Source organism: Streptomyces sp. CBMA291, from assembly GCF_014596525.1.
Lineage (GTDB): Bacteria > Actinomycetota > Actinomycetes > Streptomycetales > Streptomycetaceae > Streptomyces.
Genome location: NZ_MSJP01000111.1, coordinates 84,067 through 103,019 on the forward strand (window position 1 = coordinate 84,067; position 18,953 = coordinate 103,019).

At 69.6% G+C, this 18,953-nt stretch carries 17 protein-coding genes and 1 tRNA gene; 11 read left to right on the top strand and 7 right to left on the bottom strand.

Annotation, left to right across the window (positions count from 1 at the left end):
- Positions 1-111 precede the first annotated feature (111 nt).
- From BU197_RS27865 to BU197_RS27875, 3 genes are all read left to right on the top strand, one after another.
- Entirely contained in the window at positions 112-1,047 is a 936-nt protein-coding gene (locus tag BU197_RS27865; protein WP_188271086.1) for a LysR family transcriptional regulator, read from the top strand.
- Positions 1,017-1,409 (top strand): hypothetical protein, encoded by a 393-nt coding sequence (locus BU197_RS27870; RefSeq protein WP_188271087.1) that lies wholly within the window; start codon positions 1,017-1,019, stop codon positions 1,407-1,409. The genes BU197_RS27865 and BU197_RS27870 overlap by 31 nt, the downstream gene beginning before the upstream one ends.
- A gap of 638 nt (positions 1,410-2,047) precedes the next feature.
- Positions 2,048-2,434, top strand: a complete 387-nt coding sequence (locus BU197_RS27875; protein WP_317452320.1) for a hypothetical protein — start codon at positions 2,048-2,050, stop codon at positions 2,432-2,434.
- A 697-nt stretch (positions 2,435-3,131) separates the two neighbouring features.
- Here the strand turns inward: BU197_RS27875 and BU197_RS27880 are convergent.
- The 3 genes from BU197_RS27880 to BU197_RS27890 all read right to left on the bottom strand — a co-directional run bounded on the left by BU197_RS27880 (position 3,132) and on the right by BU197_RS27890 (position 6,129).
- On the bottom strand, positions 3,132-4,721 hold the full coding sequence (locus BU197_RS27880) for an endonuclease NucS domain-containing protein (RefSeq protein WP_188271089.1): 1,590 nt from the start codon (positions 4,719-4,721) through the stop codon (positions 3,132-3,134).
- A 308-nt stretch (positions 4,722-5,029) separates the two neighbouring features.
- A tRNA-Pro gene (locus BU197_RS27885) sits at positions 5,030-5,103 on the bottom strand.
- Between the two features lie 87 nt (positions 5,104-5,190).
- Complete coding sequence (locus tag BU197_RS27890) at positions 5,191-6,129, bottom strand: metallophosphoesterase (RefSeq protein WP_188271090.1); 939 nt, start codon at positions 6,127-6,129, stop codon at positions 5,191-5,193.
- A 74-nt stretch (positions 6,130-6,203) separates the two neighbouring features.
- On the opposite strand from BU197_RS27890, the gene BU197_RS27895 reads away from it, so the two are divergent.
- Positions 6,204-6,668 (top strand): GatB/YqeY domain-containing protein, encoded by a 465-nt coding sequence (locus BU197_RS27895; protein ID WP_188271091.1) that lies wholly within the window; start codon positions 6,204-6,206, stop codon positions 6,666-6,668.
- Between the two features lie 325 nt (positions 6,669-6,993).
- Here BU197_RS27895 and BU197_RS27900 read toward each other — a convergent pair whose 3' ends face one another.
- On the bottom strand, positions 6,994-9,243 hold the full coding sequence (locus tag BU197_RS27900; protein WP_188271092.1) for a transglycosylase domain-containing protein: 2,250 nt from the start codon (positions 9,241-9,243) through the stop codon (positions 6,994-6,996).
- A gap of 415 nt (positions 9,244-9,658) precedes the next feature.
- On the opposite strand from BU197_RS27900, the gene BU197_RS27905 reads away from it, so the two are divergent.
- Positions 9,659-10,003, top strand: coding sequence for a WhiB family transcriptional regulator (locus BU197_RS27905; protein ID WP_188271093.1), 345 nt, complete (start codon positions 9,659-9,661; stop codon positions 10,001-10,003).
- Between the two features lie 63 nt (positions 10,004-10,066).
- Here the strand turns inward: BU197_RS27905 and BU197_RS27910 are convergent, their stop codons facing one another.
- Both BU197_RS27910 and BU197_RS27915 read right to left on the bottom strand, forming a co-directional pair.
- Positions 10,067-11,632: an ArsA-related P-loop ATPase gene (locus BU197_RS27910; RefSeq protein WP_188271125.1), complete on the bottom strand. Its 1,566-nt coding sequence runs from the start codon at positions 11,630-11,632 to the stop codon at positions 10,067-10,069.
- Between the two features lie 65 nt (positions 11,633-11,697).
- Positions 11,698-12,660 carry an ArsA family ATPase gene (locus tag BU197_RS27915; RefSeq protein WP_188271094.1) on the bottom strand — a complete coding sequence of 321 codons (963 nt, stop codon included), beginning with the start codon at positions 12,658-12,660 and terminating at the stop codon, positions 11,698-11,700.
- 122 nt (positions 12,661-12,782) lie between these two features.
- Here BU197_RS27915 and BU197_RS27920 point away from each other — a divergent pair, with 122 nt between their 5' ends.
- The 5 genes from BU197_RS27920 (at position 12,783) to BU197_RS27940 (ending at position 16,651) form a co-directional block, all read left to right on the top strand.
- A complete protein-coding gene (locus BU197_RS27920; RefSeq protein WP_015034547.1) occupies positions 12,783-12,941 on the top strand; it encodes a DUF4177 domain-containing protein in 159 nt (52 codons plus the stop codon).
- Entirely contained in the window at positions 12,938-13,405 is a 468-nt protein-coding gene (locus BU197_RS27925; protein ID WP_188271095.1) for a RidA family protein, read from the top strand. The genes BU197_RS27920 and BU197_RS27925 overlap by 4 nt, the downstream gene beginning before the upstream one ends.
- Positions 13,406-13,698: 293 nt before the next feature.
- Positions 13,699-14,718 carry an NUDIX hydrolase gene (locus tag BU197_RS27930; RefSeq protein WP_223183906.1) on the top strand — a complete coding sequence of 340 codons (1,020 nt, stop codon included), beginning with the start codon at positions 13,699-13,701 and terminating at the stop codon, positions 14,716-14,718.
- Positions 14,715-15,548, top strand: a complete 834-nt coding sequence (locus BU197_RS27935) for an MBL fold metallo-hydrolase (RefSeq protein WP_188271096.1) — start codon at positions 14,715-14,717, stop codon at positions 15,546-15,548. Before BU197_RS27930 ends, BU197_RS27935 begins: the two co-directional genes overlap by 4 nt.
- A 218-nt stretch (positions 15,549-15,766) precedes the next feature.
- Positions 15,767-16,651, top strand: a complete 885-nt coding sequence (locus tag BU197_RS27940; RefSeq protein WP_188271097.1) for a prohibitin family protein — start codon at positions 15,767-15,769, stop codon at positions 16,649-16,651.
- Between the two features lie 122 nt (positions 16,652-16,773).
- Here the strand turns inward: BU197_RS27940 and BU197_RS27945 are convergent, their stop codons facing one another.
- The gene (locus tag BU197_RS27945; protein ID WP_015034542.1) at positions 16,774-17,448 is read right to left on the bottom strand and encodes a Crp/Fnr family transcriptional regulator; all 675 of its coding nucleotides are present in this window, start codon (positions 17,446-17,448) and stop codon (positions 16,774-16,776) included.
- A 425-nt stretch (positions 17,449-17,873) separates the two neighbouring features.
- Here BU197_RS27945 and nth point away from each other — a divergent pair, with 425 nt between their 5' ends.
- Positions 17,874-18,908, top strand: coding sequence for an endonuclease III (gene nth, locus BU197_RS27950; protein ID WP_317452319.1), 1,035 nt, complete (start codon positions 17,874-17,876; stop codon positions 18,906-18,908).
- Positions 18,909-18,953 lie beyond the last annotated feature (45 nt).

Consider the following 18,953-nt stretch of genomic DNA (forward strand, 5'->3'; position numbering starts at 1 on the left):
CTCCATACAATGAACAGGTGACAGGAAGAGCTAATCCAGCGAAGAGAAGCCAGGTCAAACAACCTCAGAGAAAGAGCCACACAACCTCTGGTTGTTTCCTAAGGTGACCTCATGGACCTCGAAGCGGTACGTACTTTCGTCGCCGTCGTGGAGACGGGCCGGTTCCGGAAGGCGGCGGCGGACCTGGCGATCACCCAGCAGGCCGTCTCCAAACGGATCGCCGCGCTGGAGCGCCACCTCGGTGTGCGCCTCTTCGCCCGCGCCCCGGGCGGGGCGGAGCCCACCCTCGACGGACAGGCTTTCCTGCCGCACGCCCGGGAGCTGCTGCGTGTCGCCGACCGGGCCGTCTCCTCCGTACGCATGGACCGCCGCCCCCTGCGCGTGGACGTGATCAACCTGCGCGGCGCGGTTTCGGGGCTGATGCGCGGCTTCCACCGGACATACCCCGAGATCGAGTTGGACGTCCTCACGATGCTCGACATCGACGCGGTGACCACCGCGCTCCGCTCCGGCGCGCTCGACGCGTCCTTCCGTGCCGTCGCCGACCCCACCCGCGTCCTGCCCGAGGACATCGAGTCGGTCCGGATCCTGGACGAACCGCTCCACCTGCTCACCGGCCCGGCCCACGCGCTGGCCCGTGCCCGTTCGGTGACCCTCGCGCAGCTCGCCGACCACCGGATCTGGATGCCGGGCCTCACACCGGGTAGGGAGTGGAGCGCGTACTACGCCGATCTGGTCGCCGAGTTCGGCCTCACCATCGAGGTCACCGGCCCCAACTTCGGCTCCGACGCCCTCCTCGACACCATCGCCGACACCCCGGCCCTGGCCACCTTCATGAGCGAGGGCACCCGCCTGGTCTGGCCGGAAACCCACGGCCTGCGCCGTATCCCGGTGACCGCCCCGACCCCCGTCTACCCCCACTCCCTCCTCTGGCACCGCGACAACCCCCACCCGTCCCTCCCCACCCTCCGCACCCACCTGACCACCACGTCCCCACCTCTCGACGCCCCGGGGACATGGCGTCCGGGGTGGGTGAGGGGGCGCTGAGAGCGCGTACGCGCGGGGGCTCCCGGGAGGTTTCGCGGCGGTGCGACGGCACCGAAGCGACGTACGAAGCCGACTGGAGGCCGACGTTCTCCGGAGCTGAACGGACAGTCCGTGCCGAGTACTTGAGGCATCCCGAACAGGCGTTCAGTACCTGCGTACGCAAGAACGGCTTCCCCGAATACCCGGACCCTGATCCGGCCACGGGTGAGAGGAAGCTGACGGACGAGGAGAAGGCGAAGTACCACACGACCGAGTTCCAGGCCGTCGCACTGAAGTGCACCCCGGCCGCGGTCGCCACAGGCACCGCCGACGGCGCTACGGAGAAGGGGACGAGTCGGGGGTGGTGGGCTCCGCGTGCCTGAGGACGATCACGCGGAGCCCCCTGCCGGACCGCCGAGCGAGGCGCGGACGCTCTGGTGCCCCCTCCACGAACGCGGTCCATGGCCGAAAGCCGATCAGTGCCCCGTCATACGGTCCAACAAGACGAGCGAGATGGCACAGACCGCTATGAGCCCGATCGGCGCAGTGACGGCCAGCAGAACGATCCCAAGCGTCCGCATGAGGCTCCCCCCTGCTTCGGTGAGCGCGTCTCGTACGGGATCTTCACCAGCCATTAGCCCCCCCTTCGGCCGCACCCTACAGGGACGGAACCGGCTGTCGGGGTGGCGGGATGTGAACCCACAATCTCTTCGTCCTGAAGCAACTCTGGGTAGAGCGCCACCTTGGGCTGCTGGGCCTTTCGCCTGCATGGGAGGTCCGCAGACGTTCGCGCTCGTCCGCCGTTGTTCGTGGGCATTGCCACGCAGTTGGATACACACTGCTTGTACTGCCTGCGTTTTGGGGCTCGACTCCGACCCGGTCCCCTGGTCCTGGTTCAGGGGTTCGCCCGTTTGAGTCGGCGCTCCTCGGTGAACTCCTCTTCTGCTTTGCTCGCCCGTAGGCCCGCCCGGGGAGGTGCATCGGCCTCCCGTCGTCCGGAAGGGCGTGGCACGATCGGGTGGTGGCAGACCAGTATGTGCGCTTCCAGTCGGCCACGGCCGACGATCAAGGCCAGTTCAAGGGCGTGTTCGGGTTGGTCAACAACCTGGCCCGCGAAGGACGGCTGACGGCTGAGCAGAATCGGTTCCGAAGCGAGAACAATGCCTGGTACGACGCCGCATATACGGACCCATCCACCGTTGACCCGAGCGTGTACGACCCAGCCGTCAACGCTGGAGCCACGGCTTGGTTCAAGCCTTCGGCTTCCCATCTCATCGAGCGTGTGGCGGGCTACCCGGAGATCCTCGCTGCGCATGGTGTGAACTGCCACGCAGTGAAGTCAACTGACCCCGGGCGGGTGACCTACGAAGACGATGTGCAGATCGTGGTTGTCCCTTACGCACGCTGATGTGGCGGGCGGGCTCCTGTGCAGCTCGCCTGCGGCCCCCACCGCAGCCCATCGGATGTGGTTTCCGGGTCGAGGTGCAGCCGCTGCTCGTCTGCTCGTCTTCGTCAGGCCCGCCCGGCTCGACGTCGTGGCATTGCGCACCGATGTCAGGGCCATCGGAGACCGGGGCTCGCGGCGTTCACGGGGGCACAGGGCGCGCTGGCCCCGGGCCGGGTCGCCGCCCTCTGCACCGTCGCCGCGTGGTCCGGGAGATCCGACAGTCAGCCCTGGGCGAGCCCGCTCGGTCCGGCGAGGCGGAGGCATCAAGATCCGTAAGCCCTGGCGGACCCCCGCCCTGTCGACGCGCTGTACCGAAGCTCTCCGGCAGCAATTCGAAGATCAGGGACGGGACCGGCTCGCTGCCGCCGAGAAGGCGTCTCTTTTCCCGGCAGCTCCGGACCGGCCGGAGAATCCACCTCCAGTGGCTTCCCCTCGGCGCTGTCGAGGAGCAGGGCGAGATCATCCACGGTGCGACGCTGTGCTGGAACCGCTGCTCTGGCGATCGTGAAGTGGATGCCGTCGGCCCTCAGCCGGGCGCGCAGGCTCCTGCCGTCCTGTTCGTCCATCGGAACCCGTCAAATGTCTCGCCGTGACCGCACCGTGGAAGCTGCCGGCCAGACACGTGAACCGAGTATCTGAGAGGTGTGATCCCGTGAAGTCAGCGCCTCACGTCTACACCGTTGAGATACTCGATGCGGAGCGTGTTGATCTCATGACGGTACGTCGTGAGGAAATCTCGAAGGGTCACGAGCTTTCCCCCGTAGGTGTTGAGCTGCCAGGCCATGACGAACTCCGGGGCGTGGGATGAGTATCGGGTCGCCTCTCCGTCCTCGACCAGCCAGAGTCCGCGTTCGTCTTCTGGAGCTGGCGGCCCAGGGTGGTCGCTGATGATCTCAAACATCATGTAGCGCAGCCCGAGGCGGCGAACAAGATCCAGATCAGTCATCCAGGTCGTGCCGCCGTGCCGAGTTGCCATCCAGCTCCCCAGATCGCGGTACACCTCGTGGACGTAGTGGTGAAAGCCTGGCGCACCCCCGGTGCTGTTCGCACACAGCCTGCCCTCGGCGACGGAGCGACTGCCGTCAGGGAAGCGGGCGACGGCTTTGATGCGTGGTTCCCACAGGGTGAGTTCATCCGGCCATCCATAGATGACGGTCTGAATCAGGTCGCAGGGGTTGTAGATCCACAGGACGACGTCGATGTCGCCTGGTTGCTCGGCAACTCGCTCCAGCCATGCCCGGGCGAGCATCTCCCACTCGGGGTTGCCGCCGAGGCTGGTCATGGCCTGATCTACAAAAGAGTGCCACCGACTGGTGATCCGGGGGTTGGCAGAGCCGATGTACTTGAATTGCCCGTCCCCGCGATCATGGCCAGCCAGCATCTGCAGCCAGTCGCGTTCCTCATATGCCCCGTTACCCAGGGCGAACGCTCCGGTGCCCCGATACCCGGTGATCTCCCAATCGGAATTGCCTAGGAGGGTGCCCAGCACTCCCGGGTAAGCCGACTCGACCCTGACGCATCGAACGCGCGCATTGATTTCGCACAGCGCCTCGTACTCGGCCGGGTGCTCCGCACCGTACCCGTCTACTTCCGGAGAGTCCGACAGCGCGCTGCCCCACTCCACGGTGCCGACACCCAGGTACAGGCCGTAGTGCGCGATGACGCTGTCTTTGGCGCTGATGCGTTCAAAGTCGGCAGCAAGAAGGTTGGGCGCGCCGATTTCCGCAGCGATCTGCCGTATGTGTTTCCATCCGCGGTCTCGGTCTTGGGGGCTCGCGTAGAGGTAGATGCCGTGCACCGGTGTGATGTACTGCTCAGGGGACAGTGGAAGCATCGCGACGCGCTCAGCGCTGAGCGTCCCATCGTCATGCACCTGGAGTTCGTAACCGCGAAGATCATGGCTCCAGTCACGGGCCATGTTGCTCACTGGGACGAGTAGTTCGCGCCAGTCGGTCGACACGATGAGGGCGCGGATGCGGTCAGGCGCGACCTGCTTGTCGCGCTGGAGAAGCTCTGCGTACTTTGCGACCTCGTGCAACGCCTCACGGGACGTGGAAGTAGCACGCTTCAACTCGATGATCACCCACAGACCGTGTCGGTCACGAGCAAGGATGTCGATCCAGCCCCTCGTACGGAGCGGCGGGTCGCTCAGCGCAAACTCGCATCGGACGAGGGTCAGTCCTGGTTCGAGAACGTCTAGCTGCTCCGCCAAGAGGTCCCGGAGCTCACGTTCGAGTAGCGCGGTCATGAACGAAGACAGTAGCGGTGCGGGCTGACACCCCAAGGTGGCGGGAGCTCACGATTCGGCCGATCCGCCGGCACGGCGGAGCCATCAGGCGCGGATGAGGTACGTTCGCGGTCGAGTCGACGACTGGTCGTTCGCGAACGTGCAGGTGTGGGTCGGCGCAGCCGAGGCATGTTGCTACTGCTCGACGATCACCTGCTGGGAGACCCCGACCAAGATCTTCTCCCAGATTTCTCCCAAACGATCACCGGAGACGCAGGAAGGGCCTGACCCGCGATGCGGATCAGGCCCTTGACCTGGTGTTTCAGCTGTCGGGGTGGCGGGATTTGAACCCACGACCTCTTCGTCCCGAACGAAGCGCGCTGCCAAGCTGCGCTACACCCCGATGTCGCTGATTCGTTCTTCACGTCCCGGCGACATCGATTACTTTAGCCCACGCGCGCGCTCAGGCGAAATCCGGTTTCGGCGGGGGCTACGCGCGGGCCGTCAGGGTGAGGAGGGTGACCTCGGGCGGGCAGGCGAAGCGGACCGGGGTGAAGCGGCTGGCGCCGCAGCCCGCCGAGACGTGCAGGTAGGAGGTCCGGCCGTCGGCCGTGTGGGTGGAGAGGCCCTTCACCCGGTCGGTGTCGAGGTCGCAGTTGGTGACCAGCGCCCCGTAGAAGGGGACGCACAGCTGCCCGCCGTGGGTGTGTCCGGCGAGGATCAGGTCGTACCCGTCGGCCGTGAAGGCGTCGAGCGCGCGCAGATACGGGGCGTGGACCACGGCCATCGTGAAGTCCGCCTCCGGGTCGGGGCCGCCCGCCACCCGTTCGTACCGGTCGCGCTTGATGTGCGGGTCGTCGAGCCCGGTGAAGGCGAGGTCCGCCTGCGGCAGCTTCAGCCGGCCCCGCGTGTTGGTGAGGTTCACCCAGCCGGCCGCGTCGAACGCGTCCCGGATGCCCTCCCAGGGGTTGTGGACCGCGCCGACGACCGGCTTGTTGCCGTTGAGCCCGTGCCGCCCCTGCACCTTCTCCTTGAGGTAGAGGGCGGGATTGCGCAGCCGGGGCCCGTAGTAGTCGTTGGAGCCGAAGACGTACGCCCCCGGGAACTCCATGAGCGGTCCGAGCGCGTCCAGCAGCTCCGGCACCGCCTCGGGGTCCGAGAGGTTGTCGCCCGTGTTGACCACCAGGTCCGGGCGGAGTCCCGCCAGGGAGTGGAGCCAGGCGCGCTTCTTGCGCTGGCCGCTCACCATGTGGATGTCGGAGACCTGGAGGACCCGCAGGTCGTTCATGCCGGGCGGCAGCACCGGGACCGTCACGCGGCGGAGCCGGAACGAGCGGGCCTCGAAGCCCGCCGCGTAGACGATTCCGGCGGCGGCCGTCGCCGTCAGGCCTGCCGTGATCTTCAGGGGGATGCCGTACCGTGCGCGCATTCCCCCATCGTCGCAGACCCGATGGAGGGAAACGCGCGGGCGGTACGGGTGGGGTACCTGCCACACTTGATCCCATGACCACGCTCAAGGGCAAGCTCCAGGACGACCTCAACGCCGCGATCCGGGAGCGCGACGAACTGCGCTCCTCGACTCTGCGGCTGACCATCACCGCGATCACCAAGGAGGAGGTCGCGGGCACCACCAAGCGCGAACTCTCCGACGACGAGGTGCAGAAGGTGATCGCCAAGGAGGCGAAGAAGCGCCGCGAGGCCGCGGAGGCCTTCGCCAAGGGCGGCCGCCCCGAGTCCGCCGAGCGGGAGAAGGCCGAAGGTCTGCTCCTCGACGCGTACCTGCCCCAGCAGCTCGGCGACGAGGAGCTGGACGGCATCGTCGCGGCGGCCGTCGCGGAGGCGAAGGCGGGCGGCGCCGAGGGCCCGCGTGCCATGGGCGCCGTCATGAAGATCGTGAACCCCAAGGTGGCCGGCCGCGCCGAGGGCGGCCGGGTCGCCGCCTCGGTGAAGAAGCACCTGGCGGGCTGATTCCGCAGGGGGCCTCCGCAGGGCCTTCGTAGGGCGCCTGTCCCGTGGGGGTGATCCCGTAGGGCTTGTTCTGTAGGGGGGCACTCCGTGGGGCGTCTGCCCTGTGAGGGCCACTCCGTAGGGCTTGTCCCGCAGGGGTGGCCCCGTAGGGCGTCTGCCCTGTGAGGGTGGTCCCGTAGGGGCCTGTCCCTCAGGGTCGGCCCAGTGCGGCTCTGCCCCGAGCGGCCCCGACCGCCCCTCGGCCCCCGGGAACAACGGGAACAACGTGTAAGGGCGCCCCACCTCCGTGGGGCGCCCTTACACGTTGTCGGTCATTCCCGTGGCGTCAGTGGTTCCCGCCCCGGTTGCCGTCGGTGCCGTCGCCGTCGCCGAACATGCCCGGCGGGATCGTCATCCCGGGGAACGGGTTCTTCGGCTTCTTGTCGCCCGGCTTGCCGTCGCCCGGCTTGCGCGGCTTGTTGCGGTTCGGGCCCTCCTCGCCGTCCTCCGGCGTCTTCGGCTGCTGGGCGCGCGGCACGGTGACGGCGGCGAAGGACGGGGTCTGGCCGGCGTCCAGCGCGCCCGTCATCGCGATCTTCCAGATCGGACCGGGGAGGCAGCCACCGCAGACCTTGTCGTAGTACTCGCCGCCGATGTTGATGTCGTACATCGACTGCTTCTCGCCGATGTCGTCGCCGACCCAGACGGCGGTGGAGAGGTTCGGGGTGTAGCCGACGAACCAGGCGTCCTTGCGGTCGTTGGTCGTACCGGTCTTGCCCGCGTTGTCACGGTCGCTGAGACCGGCCCGGGTACCCGTGCCGTCCTCGACGACGCCCTTCAGCATCTGGTTGATCGTGTCGGCGGTGCGCTCGCTCATCGCCCGGGTGCACTTGGTGTCCGGCACGTTCAGCTTCTCGCCGGTGGTCGTCTTCACCGACTCGATGGCGATCGGGGTGCAGTAGATGCCCCGGTTGGCGAAGGTCGCGTAGACGGACGCCATGTCGAGCGGGGTGCTCTCCTGTGCGCCGAGGGTGATCGAGGGGAGTTCCTTGACCTTCTTGCCCAGCTCGCGCTCGTACCCGACGTTCTTGGCCATCGTGAGCGTCTCGCAGAGGCCGGCCATCTGCTCCAGCTTGGCGAAGTACGTGTTGATGGACTTGCCGAGGGCGCTGGTCATGTCGAAGGAGCCCTCCTCCGACTTCAGCTCGTTGCCGATCTCCCAGTCGGCGTAGCCCGCGGGCTTGCCGTCGCAGCGGGTGTAGTCGCTCTCCGGGATGTTGATCTTCCACGGGGTGTCGAAGCTCTGCGCCGGGCTCAGGCCCTTCTCCAGCGCCGCCGCGGCCGTGATCGGCTTGAACGTCGAGCCGACCTGGAAGCCGTACGTCGTGCCGCCCATCTTGCTGCCGACGGCCAGGTTCAGCGTGGTCTGGTGCTGCTTCTGGTCCAGGCCGTACGGACGGGACTGGCCCATCGAGAGGATCTTGCCGGAGCCGGGCTGGACCTGAACGACCGACGCGGCGACCGGGTCATCCTTGTTGATCTTCGCGATGGCGGCCTCGTTGGCGGCCGCCTGGGCGCGCGGGGCGAGCGTGGTCTTGACGGTGAGGCCACCGAGGTTCCACAGCTTCTGGCGTTCCTCGGCGGTCTTGCCGAAGACCGGGTCGTTGAGGATCGTCTTGCGGACGTAGTCGCAGAAGAAGCCGGAGCCGTCGACGGCGGTGATGCACCCGTTCTTCGGCGTCTTCACCTTCAGCTTCAGCGGGGTCGCCTTCGCCTCGTCCGCCTCGGCCTGGCTGATGTCCTTCACATCGGCCATCCGCTGGAGGACGATGTTGCGGCGCTTGGTCGCCTCCTGGATGTCGTTGACCGGGTCGTAACGGCTCGGCGACTGCACGAGGCCGGCCATCATCGCCGACTCGGCCAGGGTCAGATCGGCGGCGTGCTTGGAGAAGTACCGCTGGGAGGCGGCCTCGATGCCGTACGCCTGCTGCCCGAAGAACGTGATGTTGAGGTAGTTCTCCAGGATCTTCTTCTTGCCCAGCTCCTCCTCGACCTGGATCGCGAACTTCAGCTCGCGGACCTTGCGGCCGATGGTCTGCTGGGTGGCCTGCGCGACCTTCTCCGGGTCGTCGCCCGCCTCCTCGACGAAGACGTTCTTCACATACTGCTGGGTGAGGGTGGAGGCACCCTCCGAGACGCCGCCCGACTGTGCGTTCTTGTTGATCGCGCGCAGCACGCCCTTGAGGTCGATCGCCCCGTGCTCGTAGAAGCGCCCGTCCTCGATCGCGACGATCGCCTTCTGTACATAGGGGGAGATCTTCGCCAGCGGGACGACCGTCCGGTCCCGCGAGTACACCGTGGCGATCAGACCGCCCTCGGAGTCAAGGATCTTGGTGCGCTGACTCAGCGGAGGTGTCTTCAGATTGGAGGGGATCTCGTCGAACCCCTCGACCGTGCCCTTCGCGGCCAGTCCGAGTGCACCGGCCGCGGGCAGGGCGATGCCCGCCAGCACGGCTCCGGAGAGCACACTGACACCGAGGAACTTGGCGGCCTGCTGGGTCCCGGTCAGACCACCGCCCGAGCGCTTCTTTGCCATGGGGGCAGCCTACGTTCTCATTCGCCGGACACACGTATATGCCTTGGCCTAAGCTACTCACAACTGTCACAGCAGTGAGGTCCCGCATCAAGACCCGGATGTGACATCGGCATGAATTCCCGCGACCCGAAGCGTGGGGGGCTCACGTCCGATTCCGGATCATGCGTCCGACGGTGTCCGAAGTGACCCCGATGAATAAGGTCATATCCAAGTGGTATGTCCGCTATTCCACGCATGTCCTGCGGTCACTCCCCTGGGTGATCTGACGCGCACACATAGTCCGTTCGGGCCATCCAAGATTGGGCCCGAAGGGGGTGTTGCGCTGTGCCCACCTTCCGTAACGTCCCAACTGGCAGCGGTGAATATGCCGCTGTCGCCGTGGGGGAGCCTCGATTCGGGAGAGGACGGCGCCGGTATGGGCTGGGTAGCTGACTGGAGTGCGCAGGCGGCCTGCCGCACTACCGATCCGGATGAACTATTCGTGCAAGGTGCGGCACAGAACAGGGCGAAGGCGGTGTGTACCGGGTGCCCGGTGCGCACCGAGTGCCTCGCCGACGCCCTGGACAACCGGGTGGAGTTCGGCGTGTGGGGCGGTATGACGGAGCGCGAGCGCCGCGCCCTGTTGCGCCGCAGGCCGACGGTCACCTCGTGGCGCCGGCTCCTGGAGACCGCGCGCACCGAGTACGAGCGGGGTGCGGGTCTGCTGCCCGTGGCCATGGAGGACGACGCGACGTACGAGGCGTACGCGGCGGTGAGCTAGACCTTCCCGGGCGCGCGAGCACCCGGTACGCACGGGCTTCAGGGCGCCGAGGCGCCCCAGCGCTCACACCGCGCCGGTCCGCCCGGCCGTGAGGCGCTCACCGATGGCCCGCAACCCGGCGAGGTCGTGCACATCGCCGGGCAGAGCGGCCACTTCGGCCACCGACACCTCGGGGTGGAGTGCGGTGAAACGGTCCCGCGTACGCTGCTCGCGCGCGAGCACACGCATCCGCTCGGCGTGCAGACGCAGTAGTCCGGCGGTGAGCAGCCGTACGTCGATGTCGCAATCGCCTTCGCCACCGGCGTCGTTGTCGCTTCCGCCGTCGCGGACATCGCCGTCCTCGTCGCCCGCGCCCTCGGTGCGGGCGGTTCTGGCGGCGTCTGGTCCGGCGGTCTCCGCGTCGCCTATGAGCGCTCTCTCGGCTTCCGTTCCTTCGGCGGAGTCCGTTCTCCCGACAGGCGTACTACCGGGGTGCGACCCGCCGGTGTCCACGGGGTGCGTCCCGCCGGTGTCGGCGGTGCGTGTGTCTCCGGCGTGCGTGTGCGTGCGGGGGGCGTCCGCGCGACGCGCGTCCGTGTCGTGCTCTGGCGATTCCTGTGCCGGGTCGGCTGTGGGGGCAGCCTCGGGTACGGAAAGTGCGGCGGCGGTGGCGAGTTCGGGCGGCTCGGGGGCGGTGGCCGGGGAGCCACTTCGACGAGTCTTCCCGCCCTCCTGATCCACAATCCGCCCGTCCTCAAGATTTTCCGCGGCGGCCCGCGCCCGCTCGGCCGAGAGCCCGGCGGCGCCGCTGCCGTGCACCCGGTTGAGGACGAGCCCCGCCAGCGGCATCTCCTCGGCGGCCAGCCGCTCCACGAAGTACGCGGCCTCGCGCAGCGCGTCCCGCTCCGGCGTGGCCACCACGAGAAAGGCCGTCCCCGGCGCCTGGAGCAGCTTGTACGTGGCGTCGGCACGCGTCCGGAAACCGCCGAACATCGTGTCCATCGCCGCCACGAACGTCTGTACGTCCTTGAGGAACTGACCCCCCAACAGCTTCCCCAGGGACCCCGTCATCATCGACATCCCGACATTGAGGAACTTCATCCCGGCCCGGCCGCCCACCTTCGCCGGGGCCATCAGGAGCTTGATGAACTTCCCGTCGAGGAAGGACCCCAACCGCTTCGGCGCGTCCAGGAAGTCGAGCGCGGAACGCGACGGCGGCGTGTCCACGATGATCAGGTCCCACTCGTCCCGCGCCCGGAGCTGGCCCAGCTTCTCCATCGCCATGTACTCCTGCGTACCGGCGAACCCGGCCGAAAGAGACTGGTAGAAGGGGTTCTCCAGGATCGCCCGCGCCCGCTCGGGCTCCGCGTGCGCCTCGACGATCTCGTCGAAGGTCCGCTTCATGTCCAGCATCATGGCGTGCAGCTCACCGCCGTCGGAGCCCTTGATCCCCGCCACCCGGCGCGGGGTGTTGTCGAGCGAGTCGATGCCCATCGACTGGGCGAGCCGGCGGGCCGGGTCGATGGTGAGGACGACCACCCGCCGCCCCCGCTCCGCCGCCCGCACGCCGAGCGCCGCGGCGGTGGTCGTCTTGCCGACGCCGCCCGAGCCGCAGCAGACGATGATCCGGGTGCCCCGGTCGTCGAGCATCGGATCGAGCTCCAGGACGGGGGCCGTGTCGAGACCGCTCCCCGCCGAGGGCTTCTGCCCCTCCGTCACGCTCCCACCCCTTGCCTCCGCAGTTCCCTCGCCAGCCGGTAGAGCCCGGCGATGTCCGCCCCGTCCCCCAGGAAGGGCAGCTCGTACGACGGCACGCCGATGCCGTCCAGTGCCTCGCGCTGGGTCCGCTCCAGCTCCACCCGCCGCGCGTGCTCCGTCGCCTGGTCGAGCAGCGGCTCGACCAGCGCCCCGCCGCCCGGGACCCCGGCGGCCGTCAGCGTCCGCCCGATCGCGTCCCGGTGGGCGCCGGACGCGGACCGTACCGCCGACGCGTCGAGGAGGTGCGGCCGGACCATGTTCACCACGACCCGGCCCACCGGCAGCTCGGCCGCCCGCAGCTCGGCGATGCCGTCCGCGGTCTCCTGGACCGGCATCTCCTCAAGGAGGGTCACCAGATGGACGGCCGTCTCCGGGGACTTGAGGACCCGCATGACGGCCTGCGCCTGGTTGTGTATCGGCCCGATCCTGGCCAGCCCCGCCACCTCGTCGTTCACATTGAGGAAGCGGGTGATGCGGCCCGTGGGCGGCGCGTCCATGACCACGTGGTCGTAGGTGTGCCCGCCGTGCTTCTCGCGTCTGCGCACCGCCTCGCAGGCCTTGCCGGTCAGCAGCACGTCCCGGACGCCCGGCGCTATCGTCGTCGCGAAGTCGATCGCGCCGAGTTTCTTCAGAGCCCGCCCGGCACCGCCCAGCTTGTAGAACATCTGGAGGTAGTCGAGGAGCGCGCGCTCGGCGTCGATCGCCAGCGCGTACACCTCGCCGCCGCCCGGCGCGACGGCGATCTTGCGCTCCTCGTACGGAAGGGCTTCCGTCTCGAAGAGCTGTGCGATGCCCTGTCTGCCCTCGACCTCGACGAGGAGAGTCCGCTTCCCCTCCGTCGCGAGGGCGAGGGCGAGGGCGGCGGCGACCGTCGTCTTACCGGTGCCGCCCTTACCGCTGACGACCTGGAGCCTGCTCACGCTTCGAGCCTAACCACTGCCGACGGCACCCAATCAGGAGGCTGCCCCGGAGAAGTCCCCCAGGCGTCCCGTAGGGGCCCGCCTCGGCGGACCGCCCCTCGGCAGCGGATACAGTCGGCTCCATGACCAAGTGGGAGTACGTCACGGTGCCGCTTCTGGTGCACGCGACCAAGCAGATTCTGGACACCTGGGGCGAGGACGGCTGGGAGCTCGTCCAGGTCGTACCCGGGCCGAACAACCCCGAGCAGCTCGTGGCCTACCTCAAGCGGGCCAAGTCGTGAGCGGGGTCGTCGAGGCGAAGCTCGCCGAGCTGGGCCTGACCCTGCCGGAGGTCGTACCGCCGCTGGCCACGTACCAGCCGGCCGTGCGCTCCGGCGCCTATGTCTTCACCTCGGGCCAGCTCCCGATGGTGGGCGGCGAGCTCCAGCTGACCGGCAAGGTCGGCGCCGAGGTCACCGCCGAGGAGGCCAAGCAGCTCGCGGCCACCTGCGCCCTGAACGCGCTCGCGGCCGTGAAGTCGGTCGCCGGTGACCTGGACCGGATCAAGCGGGTCGTGAAGGTCGTCGGCTTCGTCGCCTCCGCCCCCGACTTCACCGGGCAGCCCGGCGTCGTCAACGGCGCCAGCGAGCTGCTCGGCGCGGTCCTCGGCGAGAAGGGCGTGCACGCGCGCAGCGCCGTCGGCGTGGCCGTGCTGCCGCTCGACGCCCCCGTCGAGGTCGAGATCCAGGTGGAGCTGGAGGGCTGACCCTTCCGCCCGCACCCGGGGCCGGTTCTCCTTGGCGGAGAACCGGCCCTCGTGCGTTCGGGCTTCCGCGCCGTCCGTTCTTCGCGCGTGTGCCGCCCCTCGCGCCTTGCGGGCCCGCACACCCCGGTCCTCGCGCCTTGCGGGCCCCGCGTCTCCGGGCCCTGTACGTCTCCGGGCCCCGTACGCCCCGGCCCTCGCGCCTTCCGGCCTTCGTACGCCCCGGCCCTCGTACGTTCCGGCCCTCCTGGTGTCCGGCCCTCGTGCATTCGGGTTCCGGCGCATAGCATCCGGCCATGTCGACGAATGGTCAGCCGCAGCCGCAGCCGCAGCCGCAGCCGCAGCCGCAGCCGCAGCGGTCCGGGCAGCGGCCGGAGCAGCCCGAGCAGCCGGTACAGTCCGGGCGGCCGGGGCCCTCCGGGGAGCCCGCACCGACTCGTCGGGACGAGCGGGCCGACGGTCAGTGGTTCCCGCCGGAGTGGCCCGAACGGATCCGGGCCCTCGCCGCCGGTGACCTCGACCCGGTGACGCCCCGGCGCGCCGCCACCGTCCTGCTCCTGCGGGACGCGGACGCGGGCCCCGAGGTCCACATGCTGCGCCGCCGCACCACCATGGCCTTCGCGGGCGGCGCGTACGCCTATCCCGGCGGTGGCGTCGACCCGCGCGACGAGCAGCCGGTGCGCTGGGCGGGCCCGTCCCTGGAGACCTGGGCGGAGCGGCTCGGGCTCGACGATCCCGCGCAGGCGCAGGCCGTGGTCTGCGCCGCCGTACGCGAGACGTACGAGGAGGCGGGTGTCCTGCTCGCCGGGGAGACCGAGGACGGCGTCGTCGGCGACACGACCGGCGAGGGGTGGGAGCGCGACCGGGAGGCCCTGGTCGCCCGGGAGCTGTCCTTCGCGGACTTCCTGGACCGGCGGGGGCTCGTGCTCCGGTCGGACCTGCTGGGCGCCTGGGCGCGGTGGATCACGCCGGAGTTCGAGCGGCGCCGGTACGACACCTGGTTCTTCGTCGCGGTGCTCCCGGCCGGCCAGCGCACCCGCAACGCCTCCACGGAGGCCGACCGCACGGTGTGGCTCCGCCCGGCGGACGGCGCCGAGGGGTACGACCGGGGCGAGCTGACGATGATGCCGCCGACGATCTCGACCCTGCGGAACCTGGTCCCGTACGGCACGGCGGCGCAGGCGCTCGCCGCCGCCGGTCGGCAGGACCTGGCGCCGGTCCTCGCGCGGGCGCGGCTCGACGGGGACGAGCTGGTCCTGAGCTGGCCTGGGCACGAGGAGTTCACCAAGGTCATCCCGAGGGGAGACGCCCGATGAGCGACGCAGGAGCCCTGCCGGGGCAGCCGCGCGGGGTGGTGGCCTCCGGGCCCGCGACCGCCCGCGCGGTGAACGTCCTGGCGCCGAACCCGTCCGCGATGACCCTGGACGGCACCAACACCTGGCTGCTCTCCGAGCCGGGCTCGGACCTCGCCGTCGTCGTCGACCCCGGTCCGCTGGACGAGGGGCATCTGCGCGGGGTGGTCGCGACCGCCGAGCGCCTCGGCAAGCGGATCGCGCTCACCCTGCTCACCCACGGCCACCCGGACCACGCGGAGGGCGCGGGCCGCTTCGCGGAGCTGACAGGGACGTCCGTACGGGCCCTCGACCCGGCGCTGCGCCTCGGCGAGGAGGGGCTCGGCGCGGGAGAGGTGGTGACGGTCGGCGGTCTGGAACTGCGGGTGGTCGCGACCCCCGGGCACACCTCGGACTCGCTCTCCTTCCATCTGCCCGCCGACGGGGCGGTCCTGACGGGCGATACGGTCCTGGGGCGCGGGACGACGATGGTGGCCCATCCGGACGGGCGGCTCGGCGAGTACCTGGACTCGTTGCGGCGGCTGCGGTCGCTGACGGTCGACGACGGCGTGAACACGGTCCTGCCGGGGCACGGACCGGTCCTGGAGGACGCGCGGGGAGCCCTTGAGTTCTACCTCGCGCACCGGGCGGCCCGGCTCGCGCAGGTCGAGGCGGCCGTGGGGGAGGGGCACCGGACGGCGCCCGAGGTGGTGGCCCGGGTGTACGCGGACGTGGACCGCTCGCTCTGGCCCGCGGCGGAGCTGTCGGTACGGGCACAGCTGGAGTATCTGCGGGGGCACGGCGGAGCGGCGTGAGGGGTGCCTGTACGGCTCCGGGGGCGGGGTCCTGTAGGGCGTACGGGAGGGGTCCGTATCGCTCTGAGGGCCGGGACCGTACCGCTCAGGAGCGGGGGGTCCAGTAGGGCGCGCTCGTCACGATCCTGTCCCGAGGTGGGACCCGGCAGTCCACCTCCTTTGACCTCTGCTTTACGCTCCGCTTACTTCTGTATGTGGATTTTCTGGGGGGAACGCCCGTGTTCGTCTTCGCCATCCTGCTGCTGATAGCCGCAGTGGTGCTCTTCTTCGTGAGCCGGTTCAACGACTCCAAGGGGCTGCGGTTCGGCGCCCTCGGAGCGGCGATCGCGGGTCTCTTCTCGCTGATCGCGAGCATGACGTACGTGATCAGCGCGTACGAGGTCGGCGTCCCGGTCGCCTTCGGCAAGGTCGGCACGCCCATGACCTCGGGCATGCACCTGAAGTCGCCGTTCACCGACGTCACGACCTTCTCCACCCGCCCGGTCGACCTCAACCTCTCCGACAAGGACGTGGTCGAGGTCCGTTCCTCCCAGGGCGGTGTCATGTACGCGGAGGTGACGGTGAAGTGGGCCGTCGTCCCGTCCAAGGCGGTGGAGCTGTACAAGCTCGCGGGCAGTGAGGACGCCATCCAGCAGCGGCTGGTCTTCCCCGACAGCCGGGAGATCGTCCGCAACGTCTTCGCCCGCTACACGAGCGAGCAGGGGTACGCCTCCGACCGCGAGAAGATCAACGCCGAACTCGCCACCCTGATCGAGCAGCGGCTCGCCCCGCGCGGGATCGTCGTCACCACGGTCAACCTGCGCAATGTGAAGCCCTCGGAGGCCCTTCAGGGCCAGATCGACCGCAAGATCCAGCAGCAGCAGGCCACCGAGCGGGCCACCGAGGCCGCGAGGACCGCGAAGGCGGAGGCCGACCGGCGCCGGATCGAGGCGGAGGGCATCGCCCGCGCCAACCGGATCCTGAACGACTCGCTGACCGACAAGGTCCTGATGAACCAGTGCATCGACGCGTTCAAGGAGGCCGCCGCGAAGAACGCGATCTACACCGTGCCCTGCGGGAACGGTACCTCCGCACCGGTGATCGTGGACGGCTCGAAGCGCTGACCACCCCCGCTGCCGGGGCCGACCCTGCCCGGTCGGAGCGCTGATCACACCCGTTTCACGTACGGAAAGGGCCGCCCCGGTCGTCGACCGGGGCGGCCCTTCGCGTACGGCGGTGCCGGCCGCTAGCGCGAGCGCTTCGCGAGGCGCTCCACGTCCAGCAGGATCACGGCGCGGGCCTCAAGGCGCAGCCAGCCGCGCTGGGCGAAGTCGGCGAGCGCCTTGTTGACCGTTTCGCGGGAGGCGCCGACCAGCTGGGCCAGCTCTTCCTGGGTGAGGTCGTGGACGACGTGGATGCCCTCCTCCGACTGCACGCCGAAGCGGCGCGACAGGTCGAGGAGCGCGCGGGCGACACGGCCCGGGACGTCGGAGAAGACCAGGTCGGACATCTGGTCGTTGGTCTTGCGCAGGCGGCGGGCGACCGCGCGCAGCAGCGCGGTGGCCACCTCGGGGCGCGCGTTCAGCCAGGGCTGGAGGTCGCCGTGGCCCAGACCGAGCAGCTTGACCTCGGTCAGCGCGGTCGCGGTCGCGGTGCGCGGGCCCGGGTCGAAGAGGGACAGCTCGCCGATCAGCTCGCCGGGGCCGAGAACGGCCAGCATGTTCTCGCGCCCGTCGGGGGAGGTGCGGTGCAGCTTCACCTTGCCCTCGGTCACCACGTACAGGCGGTCGCCGGGGTCGCCCTCGTGGAAGAGCGCGTCCCCTCGGGCGAGGGTCGCCTCACTCATCGAGGCGCGCAGCTCGGCAGCCTGCTCGTCATCGAGCGCCGCGAAGAGCGGGGCGCGCCGCAGAACGTCGTCCACGAGTTCTCTCCATACTGTCGACCTGCTCAGGGACCTGGGTCCCATGATGCCGGACGTACAAAACAGTGCGATCAATCACAACAAGTTTGACCCACCGAGTCGCCCGTCCGTACGTCAGGGCCCCGATTGGGGTCTGATCGGCCGTGCCCAGGGCGGATGTCGGCGCCGGGACCTAGGCTGGCCAAGTGTCCAACTCGCCGGTGAGAGCGCAGGCCAAGGGGGCTGAAAGAGTGTCGGCCGAAGGTAATTCCGCCGTGGGCGAACACGGCGTGTCGAAGCGGGCAAAAGCCGCTAAACGGAAGGCGGTCGCGCCGGAGCGCACGCCGACACCACCGGCGCGCGCCTCGGCGGGGACGGGCGCCGGGGCGAGTGCCGGGACGGGTACCGGGGCGAAGGGATCGGTGGAGGGCACGGTGGAGGACGCGGTGAAGGACACAGGGGGAGACGCGGTGAAGTCCGGGAGGTCCGGAGCGGCGAAGGCGGTCGCCGGGAAGGCGGCGAAGCCCGTAACCGCGAAGCGCGCGGCCACCGCCTCCGCCAAGTCCAAGGCCACCGCCGCTGCCGCCAAGTCCAAGACCGCCGCGCCCGCCAAGTCCAAGGCCGCCGAGGTCACTGCGCCCGCCAAGTCCAAAGCCCCCGCCAAGGCCGCTGCCAAAGCCCCCGCCCCGGCCAAGTCCGAGGCCGTCGCCAAGCCCGAGTCGCGCCTCGCCATGGTCCGCAGGGCCCGCAGGATCAACCGGGAGCTTGCCGAGGTCTACCCGTACGCCCATCCCGAGCTGGACTTCCGCAACCCCTTCGAGCTGCTCGTCGCCACGGTCCTCTCCGCCCAGACCACCGACCTGCGCGTCAACCAGACCACCCCGGCCCTCTTCGCCGCCTACCCGACCCCCGAGGACCTGGCCGCAGCCGTCCCCGAGGAGGTCGAGGAGCTGATCCGTCCCACCGGCTTCTTCCGCGCCAAGACCAAATCGATCATGGGGCTGGCCGCCGCACTCCGCGACGACTTCGGCGGCGAGGTCCCCGGCCGCCTCGACGACCTGGTCAAACTCCCCGGCGTCGGCCGCAAGACCGCCTTCGTCGTCCTCGGCAACGCCTTCGGGGTCCCCGGCATCACCGTCGACACCCACTTCATGCGGCTCGCCCGCCGCTGGCGGTGGACCGAGTCCGAAGACCCCGTGAAGATCGAGGCCGAGGTCGCCACCATCTTCCCCAAGAGCGACTGGACGATGCTCTCGCACCGGGTGATCTTCCACGGCCGCCGCATCTGCCACGCCCGCAAGCCCGCCTGCGGCGCCTGCCCCATCACCCACCTCTGCCCCTCGTACGGAGAGGGCGAGACCGACCCCGAGAAGGCGAAGAAGCTGCTCAAGTACGAGAAGGGCGGCTTCCCCGGCCAGCGGCTCAACCCGCCGCCCGACTACCCGGGCCGCCCCGCGCTCCCGCTGGGCACGAGCGACTGACCCCGCTCCCGGCGGGCCGCGCCGGGGAACGAACCCGCACACCGA